This window comes from Streptomyces xanthophaeus (assembly GCF_000725805.1).
GTDB lineage: Bacteria > Actinomycetota > Actinomycetes > Streptomycetales > Streptomycetaceae > Streptomyces > Streptomyces xanthophaeus.
Window position 1 is genome coordinate 16,244 of sequence record NZ_JOFT01000040.1, and the last position, 16,989, is coordinate 33,232.

Genomic DNA, 16,989 nt, shown 5'->3' on the forward strand with positions numbered 1-16,989 from the left:
GGAATGGGGTCAGGATTCAGTATGCGCCGGGGGCGGCGCCGTGCTCTCGCGGGGCTCGAGCCGGGGCCGCTCGCTCGCGCGGACCCGGGGCGGGTTCCCGGCGAGCAGCGCGAGGAGCTCCTGCGCGGCGAGCCGCCCGAATCCCGCGGTGTCGCGCACCAGGGCGGTGAGCCGGGGGTGGGTGACCCGGCAGAGCGCGGAATCGTCCCAGGCCACGATCGAGAGCCTGGCCGGTACGGGTACGCCCAGCTCGGCGGCGACCGCGCTGCCCGCGACGGCCATCACGTCGTTGTCGTAGATCAGGGCGGTGGGGGGCGCGGGCTCGGCGAGGACCCGGCGGGTGGCCGCCGCGCCCTCGGCGTCGGAGTAGTCGGTGACCACCGAGCGCACCCGGTCCGGGCCGAGCCCGCGCCGCGCCGCCTCCGTGCGCAGGGACTCCATCCGGCGGGCCGTGTGGGCCAGGTCCGGCAGCCCGGCGACATGCACGATCCGGCGGTGGCCGAGCCCGTACAGGTGGCCGAGGACCTCGGCCATGGCCCCGGCGTCGTCCGCGCCGACCGAGGAGACGGCGACGGCTGCGGCGACGGGTGCGACGCCGGCAGCGGGGCCCGTCTGCGGGGCCGTCGCCGGGGAGGCAGCAGCCGGGGGCGGCCCGGCGGGCCCGGCCTCGCCGACGGTGACCGCGGGCAGGCCCAGCTCCTCCAGAAGCGCCGGGCGGGGGTCGTGCGTACGCGGGTCGACGACGAGTACGCCGTCCACGCGCCGTTCGGCCCACCAGCGGCGGTAGAGGACGCATTCCGCCTCGACGTCGTCCACCACCTGGAACAGCAAGGCGGTCCGGGAGGCGGAGAGCACCTCCTGGATGCCCGAGACGAGCTGGAGGAAGAAGGATTCGACGCCGAGGGTGTGCGCGGGCCGGGGCAGGACCAGGCCCACCGCGCCGGAGCGTTCACCGGACAGGGCGCGGGCCGCGCTGTTGGGCTGCCAGCCGAGCTCCTCGGCGACCCGGCGGATCCGGGCGCGGGTGTCCGGGGAGACGCCCGGGCGGCCGTTGAGCGCGAAGGAGACGGCGCTCTGCGACACCCCGGCCCGGCGGGCTATGTCCTTGATGGTGGGTCTGCGGGCCATGACCTGCCTCGTCGTCCTCGGGGAGCTGCTGAACCGCATTAGCTCACCCCGGGCCGCGCCGCCGCTACCCCCCGCCATCGGGACTGAAGCGGATAAGTGGCCGGGGAAACTGCCCTGTTGACTTCCGCACCGGCGGGGCGTCAGGTTGTGGGGCACGCGGTGACTGCCCCAGGACCCCCAGGACCCCAGGACTCCCCATGCGATTCCCCATGCCCGCAACGGGCGCCCTTCCAGGGCCCGCCCGCACCCTCAGGTTCGGCGCCAACTACACCCCGTCCCGCGGCTGGTTCCACCACTGGCTGGACTTCGACCTCGACGAGGTCCGCGCCGACCTCGACTCGATCGCCTCGCTCGGGCTGGACCACGTCCGGGTGTTCCCGCTGTGGCCGGTGTTCCAGCCGAACCGGACGCTGATCCGGCCGCGCGCCGTCGAGCAGCTCGTCGCGCTCGCCGACGCGGCCGCCGAGCGCGGGCTCGACGTCAACGTGGACGGTCTGCAGGGGCACTTGTCCAGCTTCGACTTCCTGCCGGCCTGGACCCGTACCTGGCACCGGCGGAACATCTTCACCGATCCCGAGGTGGTCGCCGCGCAGCAGGAGTACCTGCGCACGCTGGCCGCGGCCCTCGCCGACCGGCCGAACTTCCTCGGCATGACCGTCGGCAACGAGATCAACCAGTTCTCCGGCGCCCCGCACCCCGACCCCGACCGGATCACCCCCGACCAGGCGGCCCGCTGGCTGGAGCGGATGCTCGCGGCCTGCGAGGCGGGCGCGGCGGGGCGGTTCCACCTGCACGCCGAGTACGACGCCGCCTGGTACCAGGACGGCCACCCCTTCACCGTCGCCCAGGCCGCCCGCCTCGGGGCGGCGACGGCCGTGCACTCCTGGGTGTTCAACGGCACGGCGCAGCGCCACGGTCCGGCTGGCACGGCCACCGAGCAGCACGCCGCGTACCTGATCGAGCTGTCCAAGGCCTGGGCGCTCGACCCGCACCGCCCGGTGTGGCTCCAGGAGGTCGGCGCCCCCGCGCCGCTGGTCCCGCCGGAGCGGGCGGCGCGGTTCACCGGGGCCACCCTCGCGAACGCGCTCGACTGCCCGGACCTGTGGGGCGTGACCTGGTGGTGCTCGCACGACGTGTCCCGGGACCTCGCCGACTTCCCGGAGCTCGAGTACGGCCTCGGCCTGCTCACCAACGACCGCCGGATCAAGCCCGCCGGGGCCGTCGTCGCCGAGGTCGCCGGGCAGTGGCGGGGCCGGGAGCACCGTCCCGCGCCCCGGACCACCGCGCTGGCCGTCGACGTCGGCGGGGCCCTGGAGGCGCCCCGGCGCTCGGTGTGCGCCCCGGGCGGCGCCTTCTTCGAGGCCTGGGCCGCTCTGGCCGCCGACGGGGTCCGTCCCGCGGTGGTGCTGGCCGAACGCGCCGGGGACCCGGCCCATCTGTCCGCGCGCGGCATCACCGAGGTGCTGCGCGTCCCCGAGGTCTGAGAGGGAGTGTCCGCATGTCCGAGAACGGCCCCCGCATCGACCCCCGCACCACTGCCCGCCCCGGTCCGCCCCCGGCCCGGCGGGGCGTGCTCGCCGCCGGGGCCGGGGCGGGGGCCCTCGCCCTGCTGGGCGTGCCCGCCCGCGCCGCTGCCGCCGGGTCCGCACCGGCGACCGCACCGGCGACCGCACCGCCCGACGGGTCCGCGGCCCCGGCCGACCTGGCCCCCTACGCCTCCTACTGGTATCCGGACTCGCTGCCGGAGGGCGTCCCCGGCCCCGGGATCGTGTGGCGCTCCCTGAAGGACTGGCGTCCCGGGGCGGATCCCGATCTGGCCCACAACACCGCGACGGTGCCGCTCGCGCCGCGCTTCACCCCCGTACCGCCCCACCCCGGCGCCCGGGCCGGCCAGGCCCGGATCTCCTCGCTCGTCTCCTTCGGTCCCACCGCCGGGAACCCGTCCCAGGGCTCCGCGACCGCCGATTCCTACGCGCTGACGCACTGGGCGTACATCGACGAGCTGGTCTTCTGGGGCGGCTCCTCCGGCGAGGGGATCGTGCTGGCCCCGAACGCGCCCGTGACCGACGCCGCGCACCGCAACGGGGTCCGGGTGATGGGCAACGTGTTCCTGCCGCCCGTCCCGTACGGCGGCGACCTGCGCTGGACCCGGGACCTGGTCCAGAAGGACGCAGCCGGCCGCTTCCCGATCGCCGACAAGCTGGTGCAGGTGGCCCGGACGTACGGGTTCGACGGCTGGTTCGTCAATGCCGAGACGGACGGCGGCGACAGCGTCCTGGCCGGCCGGATGCGGGAGTTCCTGCGGGCGCTGCGGGCGGCGGGCGAGCCGCACCGGCTGCGGACCACCTGGTACGACGCCATGAACACCACCGGCCGGGTCGGCTGGCAGGGCGCGCTCAACGCACTGAACCAGGAGTTCTTCGAGGACCGGGCCGGTCCGGTCACGGACACCATGTTCGTGGACTTCCGCTGGACCCCGCGGACCCTCGCCGACTCCGGTGCGCTCGCGGACCGCCTGGGCCGCTCCCGCCACGAGCTGTGGGCCGCCGTGGACACCGAGTCGCACGGCTGGGACTCGGTGGTCCAGTGGGACGCGATCGTCCCGCGCGGCCGGGACCACGTGGTCAGCTACGGCTTCTACCGGCCCGAGTGGACCCGCAACCACCTCACCGACCGTTCCCCGGGCGCCTTCCACCGCGCCGACGACCGGTTCTGGACGGGCGAGTCCCTCGACCCCTCGCGCCCGGCGCCCGAGGGCGCCTGGAGGGCTCCCGCCACTGTCGTCGCGGACCGTTCCACGGTCGCCTCGCTGCCCTTCGCCTGCGCCTTCAACACCGGGCACGGGGAGCGCTGGTACGAGGAGGGCCGGGTCACCTCCGGCACCCCCTGGAGCCACCTCGGGCTCCAGGACCGGCTGCCGGGCCGCCGCTGGGTCGTGGAGACCTCCGGCGAACGGCCCGGCGTCACCCTGGACTTCGCCCGCGCCTGGCGCGGCGGCTCCAGCCTGCTGGTCTCGGGTCCGCTGACCGCGCCCGCCGTGGTCGGGCTGCACGCCACGCGGCTGCCGCTGACCCGGTCCACGGTGCTGGAGCTCGTGCACGCCACCGAATCGGGCGGCCCCGTCACGGTGGAGGTCGGCGTGGCGGTCCGCGAACCGGCCGCCCCCGGCGAGCCGGTCCCGTACACCTGGAGGGCGGTGCGGACGGTGCGCACGCGGCGGGGCTGGCGCACCTCGCGGGCCGCGCTGGGACGGCTGGCCGGGCGGACGGCGTACGGGCTGGCGGTACGGATCTGCGCGCGCGGCGGCGGCCCGGTGGCCTGGCGGCTCGGCGCCCTGTCCCTCCGCGAGGCCCCGGCCGGGGGGCCGCCGGGGAGACCCGCCGGGCCCACCCGGCTCACGGTGGACGCCGCTGCGGTCGGGGACGGCACGGCCGCGGTACGGCTGTCCTGGCGCCGGGGGGCGGCCGGGGAGGCCGGAGGGCTGCGGCACCACGAGGTGTCCCGGGTCCTGCCCGACGGCACCCGCCGCTTCCTCGGCGGCACCTGCGGCACCGCGCTCTACCTGCCCGCCGTCCCCCGCGCGGGCCGGGAGCGGGCGGTCACCTTCGAGGTGCGGGCCGTGGACGAGCTGTACGCGGCCTCGGAGCCGGCCCGCGCGCGCCTCGCCTGGGGGCCTGCGTAGGGGGTCAGGAGGTACGGGGTCAGGGGTTGTGGGGTTCGGTGCGGGGCACGGCCACCGTCACCCGCAGTCCGTGCGGCGGGTTCGTCTCGTAGGAGAGGGACCCGCCGCCCGCGGCGAGCAGGATGCGGGAGATCGACAGGCCTAGCCCGGAGCCCTTGATGTTCTGGTGCCGGCCGCTGCGCCAGAACCGGTCGCCCACCCGCAGCAGCTCCTCCTCGGTGAGGCCGGGGCCGCGGTCGGCGACGACCACGTGCACGAAACGCCCGGCGGCGGAGACGGACACCTCGACCTCCTCCCCCTCGGGGGTGAACTTCAGGGCGTTGTCGATGACGGCGTCGAGGGCGCTGGACAGGGCGATGGGGTCGGCCCAGCCGGTGACGGCGCTGCGTCCCGTCCCGCCGAGCCGCACGCCCTTCTCCTCGGCGTACGGGCGCCAGGCCGCGACCCGCTCGGTGGTCAGCGCCCCGATGTCGGTGAGGCTGATCTCGGCGGAGGCGTGCTCGGCCAGCGCCAGGTCCAGCAGGTCGTCGAGGACCTGCGTCAGGCGCTTGCCCTCGGTGCGTACGGAGGCGATCTCCGCATTCCCCTCGGGCAGTTCGAGGGCGAGCAGCTCGATCCGCAGGAGCAGCGCGGCGAGCGGATTGCGCAGCTGGTGGGAGGCGTCCGCGACGAACGCCCGCTGCTGCTCCAGTACCTCTTCGACGTTGTCGGCCATCTCGTTGAACGACCTGGCCAGGCGCTGGAGTTCCGGCGGTCCGCCGGCCGCCGCTACGCGTGAGTTCATCCGGCCGGTGGCGATGCCGTGCGCTGCCGCGTCCAGGGTCCGTACGGGCTTGAGCACCCAGCTGGTGAGCCGCAGGGCGGCGCCGAAGGCGACCAGCATCGCGGCGGCGAGCCCGGCCGCGATGAGCAGCCATCCCCGCAGGATGCGGCCGCGCATCAGGTCGGTGGGCGATTCGGTGGCGACGACGGCGACCACGTCCCCGTCGAGGACGACCGGGGAGGCGACGAGCAGTTTGCCGTGCGTCTGCCAGGGCCACACCTGCGGCGGATCGTGGCTGCGCCGTCCGGCGAGCGCCTCCTCGAAGGCGCGGCGCCCCTCACCGGCCCGCGGGAGCTCCCACCAGCCGGGGGAACGGGCCATGGCGTTGTCGTCGCGCAGGAAGATGCCGACGCGGATGCCGTACAGCTCCTGGTAGCGGGTCAGCTCGGTCCGCAGGGCGTCCCGGCGTTCGTCGGCCCCGGTGGATCCGGAGCCCTCGGCGTCGATGACGAACTGGGCCAGGGCGGCGAAGCGGGCGCTGTCGTCGATCCGGTCGACCACCACGCGCTGCTGCTGTCCGGCGGCCAGGCTCACGGCGAGCGGGAAACCGAGGGCGAGGAGCACGCCGGCCATCAGGACGACGAGCAGGGGAAGGAGCCTGGCGCGCACGGCAGCGGCCCGTCAGGGGGCGGTGGGGGCGACGAGCCGGTAGCCCACCCCGCGGACGGTCTCGATGAGGGCGGGCATCGCGAGCTTGGAGCGCAGCGAGGCGACGTGCACCTCCAGGGTCCGGCCGGTCCCCTCCCAGCTGGTCCGCCAGACCTCGCTGATGATCTGTTCGCGGCGGAAGACCACCCCGGGGCGCTGCGCGAGCAGGGCCAGCAGGTCGAATTCCTTGCGGGTGAGGGGTACGTCGGTGCCGTCCACGCTGACGCGGCGGGTGGGCAGCTCGATGCTGACCGGGCCGAGCCGGACCACGGAGGGCGTACCGGTCCCGGTGGCGGAGGCCTCCTCGGAGACCCCGGTGCGCCGGGCGACGGCGTGGATGCGGGCCAGCAGCTCGCCGGTGTCGTAGGGCTTGGTGACGTAGTCGTCGGCGCCCATGTTGAGCCCGTGGATGCGCGAGCGGACGTCGGCCCGTGCGGTGACCATGATGACGGGCGTGGAGGTGCGCTTGCGGATCTTGCCGCACACCTCGTAGCCGTCCTGGTCGGGCAGGCCCAGATCGAGGAGGACGACGCCGAAGGGCGGGGCGCCGGCGGGCAGCAGTGCCTGCAGGGCCTCCTCGCCGTTGCGGGCATGGGTCACCCGGAAGCCGTGCCGGGCGAGGACCGCGGACAGGGCGGCGGCGACGTGGTCGTCGTCCTCGACGAGCAGCAGTCTCATGGCGTCCCCCTCTCCTCTTCTTCAGCTGGGAGCTTGTTCTTCGGTCGTTCTTCGGTGGTTCTTCGCTTCTTCTTCAGCCCGGGTACAGGCCACCCTGCATCCACGCCGATGCAGACTCCCACGTCAAGGGGGTTCCGGTCCGGCGCGCCTTCTGTTATCCACCCGGTACGCGTACCGGGAGCGCCTCGGGCCGAGGCGTACGGAGCGTATCCGGGCGAGGCCGGATCGTTATGCTCAATTCTCCCTCAGATGTGATGACGCTGTGCGCGAGACGTCACTACTGTCCTCCCAACCGAGGAGGACGGAGCAAGAAGCCGATGAGCGGAGTATCAGTGACCAAGGACGTACAGGACGCGGCCGGTGCCGCGGACGACCTGGTCGTACTGAGCAACGTCAACAAGCACTTCGGCGCGCTGCACGTGCTTCAGGACATCAATCTGAGCATTGCCCGCGGTGAGGTCGTCGTCGTGATCGGTCCTTCGGGATCGGGCAAGTCCACGCTGTGCCGGACCATCAACCGTCTGGAGACCATCGACTCGGGCGCCATCACGCTCGACGGCAAGGAACTGCCCTCCGAGGGCAGGGAACTGGCCCGGCTGCGTGCCGATGTCGGCATGGTCTTCCAGTCGTTCAACCTCTTCGCGCACAAGACGGTGCTGGAGAACGTCATGCTCGGCCAGGTCAAGGTCCGCAAGACCGGCCAGGCCGCGGCGCGCGAGAAGGCGCAGTCCCTGCTGGACCGGGTGGGCGTCGGCTCCCAGGCCGACAAGTACCCGGCGCAGCTCTCCGGCGGCCAGCAGCAGCGCGTGGCGATCGCCCGCGCGCTGGCCATGGAGCCGAAGGTGATGCTCTTCGACGAGCCGACGTCGGCGCTCGACCCGGAAATGATCAACGAGGTGCTGGAGGTCATGCAGCAGCTCGCCCGGGAGGGGATGACGATGGTGGTCGTCACGCACGAGATGGGCTTCGCCCGCTCCGCTGCCAACCGCGTCGTCTTCATGGCCGACGGAAAGATCGTCGAAGAAGCCACGCCCGAGGCCTTCTTCAGCAACCCGCGCAGTGACCGGGCGAAGGACTTCCTGTCGAAGATCCTGCACCACTGACGGCCGGGTCTGGTAGTCATCCGGTGGGCGGAACACCGCCGCGGCCGCTCAGGCCCGCGGCGTGTCCGCCGCACTGTCGCCCGTCGTTCAACACCGTCTCATCCGAGGGAAGTTCATCATGAACGTTTTCAAGACCGGTGCGGCCGCGGCCATCGCCGTCACCCTGGCCCTGACCGCGACCGCCTGTGGCGGCAGCAGCGACAAGAGCTCGGGCAGCACCGAGAGCGGTGGCGCCAAGAAGGACAAGGTCGTCATCGGCATCAAGTTCGACCAGCCGGGTGTGGGCCTCAAGACCCCTGACGGCAAGTACACGGGCTTCGACGTCGACGTCGCGACCTACGTCGCCAAGGAGCTCGGCTACCAGCCCGACCAGATCGAGTGGAAGCAGGCCATCAGCGCCGAGCGCGAGAACCTGATCGCCAACGGCGACGTCAAGTTCGTCGTCGCGAGCTACTCGATCAACGACAAGCGCAAGGAGAAGGTCGACTTCGCCGGCCCGTACCTCCTCGCGCACCAGGACCTGCTGGTCCGCGCCGACGACTCGTCCATCACCAAGGCCGAGGACCTGAACAAGAAGAAGCTCTGCTCGGTCACCGGCTCGACCTCGGCGCAGAACGTCAAGACCAAGCTGGCCCCCGAGGCCGACCTGCTGGAGCAGGGTGGCTACTCCGAGTGCCTCACCGGCCTGGAGAACAAGGCCGTCGACGCACTGACCACGGACAACTCGATCCTGGCGGGCTACGCGGCGCAGGACAAGAACAAGGGCAAGTTCAAGCTGGTCGGGCTGAGCCTGAGCAACGAGAACTACGGCATCGGTCTGAAGAAGGGCGACAAGGACCTTCAGACCAAGATCAACGCCGCGCTCAAGAAGATGGTCGCGGACGGCGCCTGGGACGAGGCCGTGAAGAAGAACTTCGGTCCGGCCAACTACAAGAACGAGCCGGCCCCGCAGATCACCGAAGGCAGCTGATTCACCGGTGAGGAGCGTCGCCGCCCGCCTGCCAAGGGCGGCGGCGCACCTCGCCGGCCATCCTGGGGAGAGCGCAGGGCATCGTGTTCGATTTTCTTGATTCCGGGCAGTACGACCTGCTCGGAGCCTTCTGGGTGACGGTTCAGCTCACCCTCTACTCGGCGGTCGGGTCCCTCATATGGGGAACCATGCTGGCCGGGATGCGGGTCAGCCCGGTCCCGCTGATGCGGGGCTTCGGTACCGCGTACGTCAACCTCGTGCGCAACACTCCGCTGACCGTGCTGATCATCGCCTGTTCGCTGGGTCTCAGCCAGACCCTCGGCATCTCGTTGGGCGGCGGCACGTTCAAGGAGACCGGTTTCCGGCTCGCGGTCCTCGGACTGACCGCCTACACCGGCACCTTCGTCTGCGAAGCGCTGCGGTCGGGCATCAACACGGTCCCCGTCGGCCAGGCAGAGGCGGCACGCGCCCTGGGCCTGAGCTTCGTCCAGGTGCTCACGCTGATCGTGCTCCCCCAGGCCTTCCGGGCGGTCGTCGCACCGCTCACGAACGTACTGATCGCACTCACCAAGAACACCACGGTGGCGGCGGCCATCGGCGTGGCCGAGGCGGCCCTGCTGATGAAGGAAATGGTCGAGAACGAGGCGGACGCGCTCTTCGCCGTCTTCGGGGTCTTCGCCCTGGGCTTCGTCCTCCTGACCCTGCCCACCGGCCTGCTCCTGGGCTGGGTGGCCAAACGAGTGGCGGTGAAGCGATGACCTCCGTGCTGTACGACGCCCCCGGCCCCAAGGCCAAGGCGCGCAACTGGATCTACAGCGGCATCTTCGTCGTCCTGCTCGGGCTCGCCCTGTGGTGGATCCTGTCCGTGATGGCGGACAAGAACCAGCTCGACGCCGCCAAGTGGACCCCCTTCGTCACCGAGACCGAGATCTGGACGACCTTCCTGATCCCCGGCCTGCTGGAGACCCTCAAGGCCGGCGTGATCGCCATGGTGATCGCGATCCCGCTGGGCGCCCTGCTCGGCATCGGCCGCCTCTCCGACCACGCCTGGGTCCGTGTGCCGGTCGGTGCGGTCGTCGAGTTCTTCCGCGCCATCCCGGTGCTGATGCTGATGCTGTTCGGCTTCGCCCTGTACGCGAAGTTCAGCGAGGTCTCCTCGGACATCCGCCCGCTGTACGCGGCGGTGACCGGCCTGGTCCTGTACAACGCCGCGGTCATCGCCGAGATCGTCCGGGCGGGCGTGCTCTCCCTGCCCTCCGGCCAGACCGACGCGGCCAAGGCGATCGGCATGCGCAAGGGCCAGACCATGGCCTACGTGCTGATCCCGCAGGCCGTCACGGCGATGCTGCCGGCTCTGGTCAGCCAGCTCGTGGTGATCCTGAAGGACACCGCGCTGGCCGGCGCGGTGCTCGGTTACGGCGAACTGCTGTCGATGAACCGGCAGATCTCGGCGAACTACAGCAACACCATCGCCTCCCTCGTCGTGATCGCGCTGATCTTCATCGCGGTCAATTTCGCCCTCACCACCTTCGCCTCCTGGCTCGAACGCCGACTGCGTCAGTCGAAGAAGAGCACCGGAGTCCTGGTCCCCAAGGTCGACGACATGGCGACCGGGGCGAACAGCGGTGGCGTCTAGGCCCCGTCGCCCTCCCGGTTCGGGGCCCCCGACCGCCTGACATAGAGTCAGTCATATTGCGTAGCCCGCGTGGTGCGGCGGAACTCTTCCGCCGCACCACGCGGCGTTCGCGGACAGGTGTCACTTGACGCAGGCACCTCCAGTGGGTTGCATACGTTCTGTGATCACATACCGGACATCGGGAGCCGCGCCATGGACCCGGTGATCGTCGTCGGCGCGGGGCCCGTCGGGCTGTCCCTGTCCCTCGCCCTGGCCGGCCAGGGCGTCCCTTCCGTCGTGCTCGACGAAGGCCCCGGCAAGGAGGAACCGCGCCCGGCCCGCACCGTCGTCCTGCACGCCGACACCGCCGCCATGGCGAACCGGCTGGGCTGTTCGACGCTGCGCGACGAAGGGGCGTACTTCGCCGCCTGGCGCACCATGCGGCGCAGGCAGCACGCCCAGCGGATCACCTTCGACGACGGGCCCGCGCCCCTGCATCTGCCCCAGCACGCCCTGACGCGCGGCCTGCGCGACGCCGCCGCCGCGCACCCCCTCGTCCAGCTGGTCACCGAAACCCGGCTCGACTCCCTGGAGCAGGACGCCCACGGGGTCACCGCCCACACCCGCGGCGCCGAGACCACGTGGTGGCGCGGGAGTTACCTGGTCGGCTGCGACGGCGCCCGCTCCACCGTGCGCAAGCTGCTCGGCATCCGCTTCCCGGGCCGCACCGCCGTGGAACGCCACGCCGTGGCCGCCCTGCGCACCGAACTCCCCTGGCCCGGTGAGGCCTTGCTGCACCGCGGCCACAACGACCGGCTCGCCGAGGTCACCGCGCGGCCGCTGCCCGACGGGGTGTGGCGGCTGGACTGGCTGCTCCCGGCCCGCGGCGACCTGGTCACCCCCGACACCCTGGTGACCCTCATCCGGGACACCCTCGCGGCCTGGTGCTCGGGCAAGACGCCCCCCTACGACCTGATCGACACCGGGGTCCACACGCTGCACCACCGCCTGGCCCGGCGCTGGCGCGACGGCCGCGGCTTCCTCGCCGGGGACGCCGCGCACCTGCTGGGCGCGCTCGGCACCCAGGGGGTCGAGGAGGGGCTCCGCGACGCCGAGAACCTGGCGTGGAAGCTGGCCCTCGCCTGGCACCAGGGAGCCTCCGAGGCCCTGCTCGACAGCTACGAGGGCGAGCGGCGCACCGCGGTCGCCTCCCGGCTGCGCGCCGCCGACCAGGCGATGCCGGTACTGCGCTCCGGGGGCGGCCTGCGCACCTACCTCCCGGGGGCCTCCCGGTCCGCCGAAGCACTCCTCACCGACGGCCACCTGGGCCGTGGGCCGCTGGGCGCGGAGCCGACGTACGCACCTCCGGTCGCCGTGCGCGAGGTCCCGACGGCCACGCAGCCGGGCGGTCCGGTGGCGAACGTTCCGGTGACGGCGCCCGACGGGTCCACCGTCCCGCTGCGCGACCTGCTGGGGCGGGGGCGGCTGCTGGTGCTCCTGGTCGCCCCGGGCACCGGGGTCTGGGACCGCCGCCACTGGCTCGGCGCCGGGCTGATGCCCCGGCTCGCGGCGGCGGTGAGCGCCCTGCCCGTGCGCACCGACCTGCTGGTCGCGGACGCCTACCCGGGGGCCCCGGCGCACACGGTGCTCCTGGTCCGGCCGGACGGGCACCTGGCGGCCACCTTCGCGGGGGTCCACCCGGCGGAACTGTACGAGGCGGCGGACACGGTCCGGGCGGGCGCTCCGGCGGCGCTGCCCGCGCCCTCCACGGCACCGAGCGCCGTGGCCGATTGACCGTCCCGTCGGCTCGTGATTCACTCGCGGGCATGACCGGCAACGACGTACGCCTGTGGCGGAGGGTCCATATGGACCTGCTCCGCTACGCGGGCTGCGTGTGTCGCCCTTCCTGCTGATTCGCCTCCTTCCCTGCGCGCCCCGTGCCGTCACCGGCCCGCGCGCACTTCCGCGAACCCCAGGAATGGTCCCGTTACATGTCTGCACCCGCGTACACCCCCGAGCCCGTGCTGGCCGGGGGGCCCACGGCCGCCGCCCTCCTCGACTTCGCCCTGCGCACCGCTGCCGATCCCGAGGTCGTCGCCTCCCTGCCGCTCGACCCGCAGGGCCGCACCTGGATCCGGCTGGACGGCCCCGGCGGCAGTGAGGCCTGGCTGATCGGCTGGCCACCCGGCACCGGCACCGGCTGGCACGACCACGCCGAGTCGCGGGGCGCGTTCGCCACCGCCCGGGGCGCCCTCACCGAGCACTCGCTGACCGTACGGCTGCCCTCGGAGGGCTGGCAGTCGCTGCACCTGGCCCCCGGCGTGGACCGCAGCCGCAGCCTGGGCGCGGGCACCGGGCGGGCCTTCGGCGAGCACCACGTGCACGAGGTCCTCAACGAGTCCACGGCCGAGCACGCGATCTCGGTGCACGCGTACTACCCGCCGCTGCCGCTGATCCGCCGGTTCAGCCGCACCGGGCCGCTGCTGAAGCTGGAGCAGGTCGAGCGTCCGGCGGACTGGCAGTGAGCGCCACCGATCCGGTCGGGATCGACGAGCTGCTGGAGCGGGTCCGTACCGGCTACACGCGCGTCTCGCCGCAGGAGGCCTACGAGGCCTCCCTGGAGGGGGCCCTGCTGGTGGACATCCGCTACCAGGCCCTGCGGGAGCGGGACGGCCTGATCCCGGGCGCGCTGGTGGTCGAGCGCAACGAACTGGAATGGCGCCTGGACCCCCAGGGCAGTCACCGCGCCGCCGAGGCCACGGACCACGGCCTGCAGGTCGTGGTGATCTGCAACGAGGGCTACGCCTCCAGCCTGGCCGCGGTCTCCCTGCACGCCCTCGGCCTGCACCGGGCCACGGACCTGACCGGCGGTTTCCAGGCCTGGAAGGCGGCGGGCCTCCCGGTGACGCCCGCCGCCTGACGGAGACGGCCGCCCGGGACCGCACCGCCCGGGCGGCCCTGCCGGGCGGGCCGGGCGGCGGCTCATCCCTTGGCCGTGGCCACGTCCACCGGCGCCACCCGCAGCGCGGCCCGGCCCGGCAGGGCCGTGGCCGCCAGGGCGAGCAGCCCGGCCGCTCCCACCACCCCCGCGTACACGACCGGCAGCACCGACGGCGCGGCCGCCCCGGTCATGCCCACGCTGAACGCGGTCAGCACGGCCAGCGCGATCAGCGACCCCAGCACCACCCCGATCAGGACCACCGCCAGGGCTTCGGTCCGGATCATCCGGAGCACCTGCCGCCGCTTCGCCCCGGCGAGCCGCAGCATCGCGAACTCCCGGACCCGCTCGGCGGTCGACATGGCCAGCGTGTTCACCACCGCGATGGCCGTGAAGGCGAGGACCAGCCCCATCGCCAGCAGGTTGACCTCGGCCCCGGCGTCCTGCCGTTCGGCCCTTGCCCGGTCGGCGTCCCGCGCGGACAGCACCGTCACCCCGGGGAAGTCCGCCAGCGCCGCGGCCAGTTGTTCCCAGCCGGTGCCCGGCTCCGTCGCCACCAGCACGTCCGAGGCCAGCGGGTTGTCCACGTGCGCCGCCACCAGGCCGTGCGGCAGCGTCAGGTCGCCGGAGCCGAGCCCGCGGGCGTAGACCGCGCAGACCGTGAGGGTGACCGGGGTGCCGTCGCCCAGCGTCAGTTCCAGCGGGCTCCCCGGCTTCAGCCCCAGCCGGTCCGCGGCGACCTCGCTCACCGCTGCGCTGTGCTCCCCGAACCCCTCCAGGCTCCCGCTCGTCACCGCCGGGTCCCAGGTCCCCCCGAGGCCGGCCGGGGTGACCCCCTGCGCGGCGTACTTCGCCAGGCCCACGCGTACGGAGGTCCGTACGAGCTCGGTGGCCGCCGTCACCCCGGGGGTGCTGCGGATCCGCTCGGCGGCCCCGGCCGTGACGCCGGGGCCCTGCGCGGCCAGCACCCAGCCGGCCCGGATCCCGTCACGGGCCTGCGCCCGGGCCGCGTCCCCGAGGGTGGGGGTGACGAAGAGCACGGTGCAGGTCATGCCGGTGAGCAGGGCGAGCGGGGTCACGGCGGACGCCATCCGGGTGGCGTTGCCGCGCAGGTTCGCGGTGGCCAGGTGGCCGCCCGTACCGGCGAGCCGGAGCGGGCCGGCGAGCAGCGCCGCGGCCCCGCGGACGAGCAGCGGGCCGAGCAGCGAGACCGCCCCGGCCAGCACCACCACGGCCAGGAAGGTGACCGGGGTCGAGGCCGGCTCGGTGCGCAGCGAGGCGAGTACGGCGACCAGTACCGCCCCGGCGGCCAGCAGCAGCGCTCCGGCCGCGATCCGGGCCGGGGCGGGCCGGCGCCGTTCGAGCGCGGCTTCGGCGAGCGCTTCGGCCGGGCGGATCCGGGCGGTCCGCCGCCCCGCGATCCGCGCGGCGGCCCAGGCTCCGAGCAGGCTCGCGGCGACGGCGGCGAGCATCGGCAGGATGCCGGCGGTGCGTTCCAGGGCGGCGGGGACGATCCCGGCGGCGACGAACCGGCCGTACAGCCAGGAGGCGAGCGGGAGTCCGGCGACCGCTCCGGTCAGCCCGGCGGTCAGGCCGACGAGGAGGGCTTCCCTGCCGATCATCCGCCGCAGCTGGCGGGGGGTGGCGGCGACGGCCCGCAGCAGGGCGAGTTCGCGGTGGCGCTGCTGGACGCAGAGGGCGAAGGTGCCGACGACGACGAGGACCGCCACCAGCAGGGCGGTGCCGCCCATCGCACCGCCCATGGACACCAGCTTGATCCGTGCTCCGGCGGCGCCGGGGAACTCCACCGGCCCGCGCTCGTCGCCGACGGAGACCTGCGCGGTGCTTCCCGCGAGGGCGAGGGCCTGGCGGATCCGTCCGGCCAGCTCGCGGGGGTCCACCCCGGGTTCCGGAAGTACGCCGACGGCGCTGATCCTGCTGTCGCGGGCGGCGAGCCGGCGGGCCTCGGCGTCGCTGAAGAAGAGGGCGCTCTGCTGGAGGAGGTCTCCGCGGGCGGTGTTCGCGATCCCGCTGACCCGGTAGGTCCTCGGCTCGGCGGTGGCCTGCACGGTGAGCTCGGAGCCGGGTGCCAGTGCGGCGCGGGCGGCCAGGGCCCGGTCGACCACGATCTCGTCGCCGCCCCGGGGCGCACGGCCTTCGGTGAGGGCGAAGGGGGTCAGGGCGGCGGAGGACCAGGCGTGTCCGTACGAGGCCTGCGGCCCGCCGGGCGCCTTGACCAGGGGCAGGGCCTGGAAGGTGAGTTCGGGCACCGCCTGCGCGACGCCGGGGACGGCCCGGACCGTGTCGGCGGTGGCGGCGGGGAGCCAGGCCCGTTCGGCGACGGGCTTGGCCTTGTGCTTCGTCTTGGTCTTGCCCTTCTTCTCCTTGACCGTGGTCTCGTGGACGTTCTGGTCGGCGGAGACGAGGACCGGTGCGGCCGCGTAGCGCTCGGTGGCGATCCTGCCGGTCAGGCCCGTCTCCAGGAGCGTGCCGCAGGCCGTGACGAGGGCGGCGGCGCACACGAGGGCGACGAAGGCGCCGAGGAACCCGGCTTTGCGGTCCCGGAGGGTCTGGAGGGCGTAACGCAGCATCATGCGGGCAACTCTGCCGCCGGACATGGCCGTTGACACGGGAGCGCCCCGGCGTCCGGGGCCGGGGGCTAGCCCCACCCCCGCCCGGCGAGCGGCTCCGTCAGCGGGCGCGCTCCGGCCCTGGACTGCACCCGGGGGCCACAGGGGCGCCGGAGGCGGCAGCCGCTGTCACTGCCCCGGGTAGCCCAGGTCGTCTGCCTCGTCGCCCTCCGCCTCCAGCGCACGGCGGACCACCCGCAGGGCCATGCCCTCCGGGTACCCCTTGCGGGCGAGCATCCCGGCGAGGCGCCGGATCCGCTTGTCCCGCTCCAGGCCCCGGGTGGAGCGGAGCTTGCGCTCGACGAGCTCCCGGGCGGTCTGCTCCTCCTGCTCGGAGTCCAGCTGTTCCAGGGCCTCTTCCACGAGGGTGGCGTGCACCCCCTTGGTCCTCAGCTCCTGGGCGAGCGCCCGGCGGGCCAGGCCCCGGCCGCGGTGCCGGGACTCGACCCAGGCCCCGGCGAAGGCGGCGTCGTCGATCAGGCCCACCTCCTCGTACCGGGAGAGGACCTGCTGCGACACCTCCTCGGGGATGCCCCGCTTCTCCAGCGCGTCCGCGAGCTGGCGACGGGTGCGCGGGCTCCCGGTGAGCAGGCGCAGGCAGATCGCCCGCGCCTGCTCCTCGGGACTCTGGGGCGGCAGTTCCTGGCGGTCCTCCCGCCCCTCACGGCCCTCCGCACGACGGCCTCCCCGGCTGCCGCTCTCGCGGCGGCCCCGGCGACTGCCCTCGCGGCGGTCCTCAGCGCCGTCCGCGCCGCCCCTCTCCTGCTCCCGCAC

15 protein-coding genes are annotated in these 16,989 nt (G+C 73.7%); 10 read left to right on the forward strand and 5 right to left on the reverse strand.

Annotated elements, in window-relative coordinates; all coding sequences use genetic code 11:
- Positions 1–9 precede the first annotated feature (9 nt).
- Complete coding sequence (locus IO30_RS0124090) at positions 10–1,128, reverse strand: LacI family DNA-binding transcriptional regulator (protein ID WP_031146069.1); 1,119 nt, start codon at positions 1,126–1,128, stop codon at positions 10–12.
- Between the two features lie 197 nt (positions 1,129–1,325).
- Here IO30_RS0124090 and IO30_RS0124095 point away from each other — a divergent pair, with 197 nt between their 5' ends.
- A complete protein-coding gene (locus tag IO30_RS0124095; protein WP_237403408.1) occupies positions 1,326–2,612 on the forward strand; it encodes a glycoside hydrolase 5 family protein in 1,287 nt (428 codons plus the stop codon).
- A gap of 14 nt (positions 2,613–2,626) precedes the next feature.
- Positions 2,627–4,810 carry an endo-beta-N-acetylglucosaminidase gene (locus IO30_RS0124100; RefSeq protein WP_051902543.1) on the forward strand — a complete coding sequence of 728 codons (2,184 nt, stop codon included), beginning with the start codon at positions 2,627–2,629 and terminating at the stop codon, positions 4,808–4,810.
- A 19-nt stretch (positions 4,811–4,829) separates the two neighbouring features.
- On the opposite strand, the gene IO30_RS0124105 is transcribed toward IO30_RS0124100, so the two are convergent.
- Both IO30_RS0124105 and IO30_RS0124110 read right to left on the reverse strand, forming a co-directional pair.
- Complete coding sequence (locus IO30_RS0124105; protein ID WP_031146075.1) at positions 4,830–6,242, reverse strand: sensor histidine kinase; 1,413 nt, start codon at positions 6,240–6,242, stop codon at positions 4,830–4,832.
- A gap of 12 nt (positions 6,243–6,254) precedes the next feature.
- Positions 6,255–6,959, reverse strand: a complete 705-nt coding sequence (locus tag IO30_RS0124110; protein WP_031146077.1) for a response regulator transcription factor — start codon at positions 6,957–6,959, stop codon at positions 6,255–6,257.
- 317 nt (positions 6,960–7,276) lie between these two features.
- On the opposite strand from IO30_RS0124110, the gene IO30_RS0124115 reads away from it, so the two are divergent.
- From IO30_RS0124115 to IO30_RS0124145, 8 genes are all read left to right on the forward strand, one after another.
- Positions 7,277–8,062: an amino acid ABC transporter ATP-binding protein gene (locus tag IO30_RS0124115; RefSeq protein ID WP_031146079.1), complete on the forward strand. Its 786-nt coding sequence runs from the start codon at positions 7,277–7,279 to the stop codon at positions 8,060–8,062.
- Between the two features lie 118 nt (positions 8,063–8,180).
- On the forward strand, positions 8,181–9,032 hold the full coding sequence (locus IO30_RS0124120; RefSeq protein WP_031146081.1) for a glutamate ABC transporter substrate-binding protein: 852 nt from the start codon (positions 8,181–8,183) through the stop codon (positions 9,030–9,032).
- Between the two features lie 83 nt (positions 9,033–9,115).
- Complete coding sequence (locus IO30_RS0124125; protein ID WP_031146082.1) at positions 9,116–9,790, forward strand: amino acid ABC transporter permease; 675 nt, start codon at positions 9,116–9,118, stop codon at positions 9,788–9,790.
- Entirely contained in the window at positions 9,787–10,668 is an 882-nt protein-coding gene (locus IO30_RS0124130) for an amino acid ABC transporter permease (protein WP_031146083.1), read from the forward strand. Before IO30_RS0124125 ends, IO30_RS0124130 begins: the two co-directional genes overlap by 4 nt.
- 192 nt (positions 10,669–10,860) lie before the next feature.
- Positions 10,861–12,441, forward strand: a complete 1,581-nt coding sequence (locus IO30_RS0124135; RefSeq protein ID WP_031146085.1) for an FAD-dependent monooxygenase — start codon at positions 10,861–10,863, stop codon at positions 12,439–12,441.
- 32 nt (positions 12,442–12,473) lie between these two features.
- Positions 12,474–12,560 (forward strand): putative leader peptide, encoded by an 87-nt coding sequence (locus tag IO30_RS48155; RefSeq protein WP_311318651.1) that lies wholly within the window; start codon positions 12,474–12,476, stop codon positions 12,558–12,560.
- A 78-nt stretch (positions 12,561–12,638) separates the two neighbouring features.
- A complete protein-coding gene (locus IO30_RS0124140) occupies positions 12,639–13,172 on the forward strand; it encodes a cupin domain-containing protein (RefSeq protein WP_031146087.1) in 534 nt (177 codons plus the stop codon).
- Entirely contained in the window at positions 13,169–13,567 is a 399-nt protein-coding gene (locus IO30_RS0124145; protein ID WP_237403409.1) for a rhodanese-like domain-containing protein, read from the forward strand. The genes IO30_RS0124140 and IO30_RS0124145 overlap by 4 nt, the downstream gene beginning before the upstream one ends.
- A 62-nt stretch (positions 13,568–13,629) precedes the next feature.
- On the opposite strand, the gene IO30_RS0124150 is transcribed toward IO30_RS0124145, so the two are convergent.
- Together IO30_RS0124150 and recX are read right to left on the reverse strand one after the other, a co-directional pair.
- Positions 13,630–16,179: an ABC transporter permease gene (locus tag IO30_RS0124150; RefSeq protein ID WP_031146092.1), complete on the reverse strand. Its 2,550-nt coding sequence runs from the start codon at positions 16,177–16,179 to the stop codon at positions 13,630–13,632.
- A gap of 165 nt (positions 16,180–16,344) precedes the next feature.
- On the reverse strand, positions 16,345–16,989 hold the full coding sequence (recX, locus tag IO30_RS0124155; protein WP_037895002.1) for a recombination regulator RecX: 645 nt from the start codon (positions 16,987–16,989) through the stop codon (positions 16,345–16,347).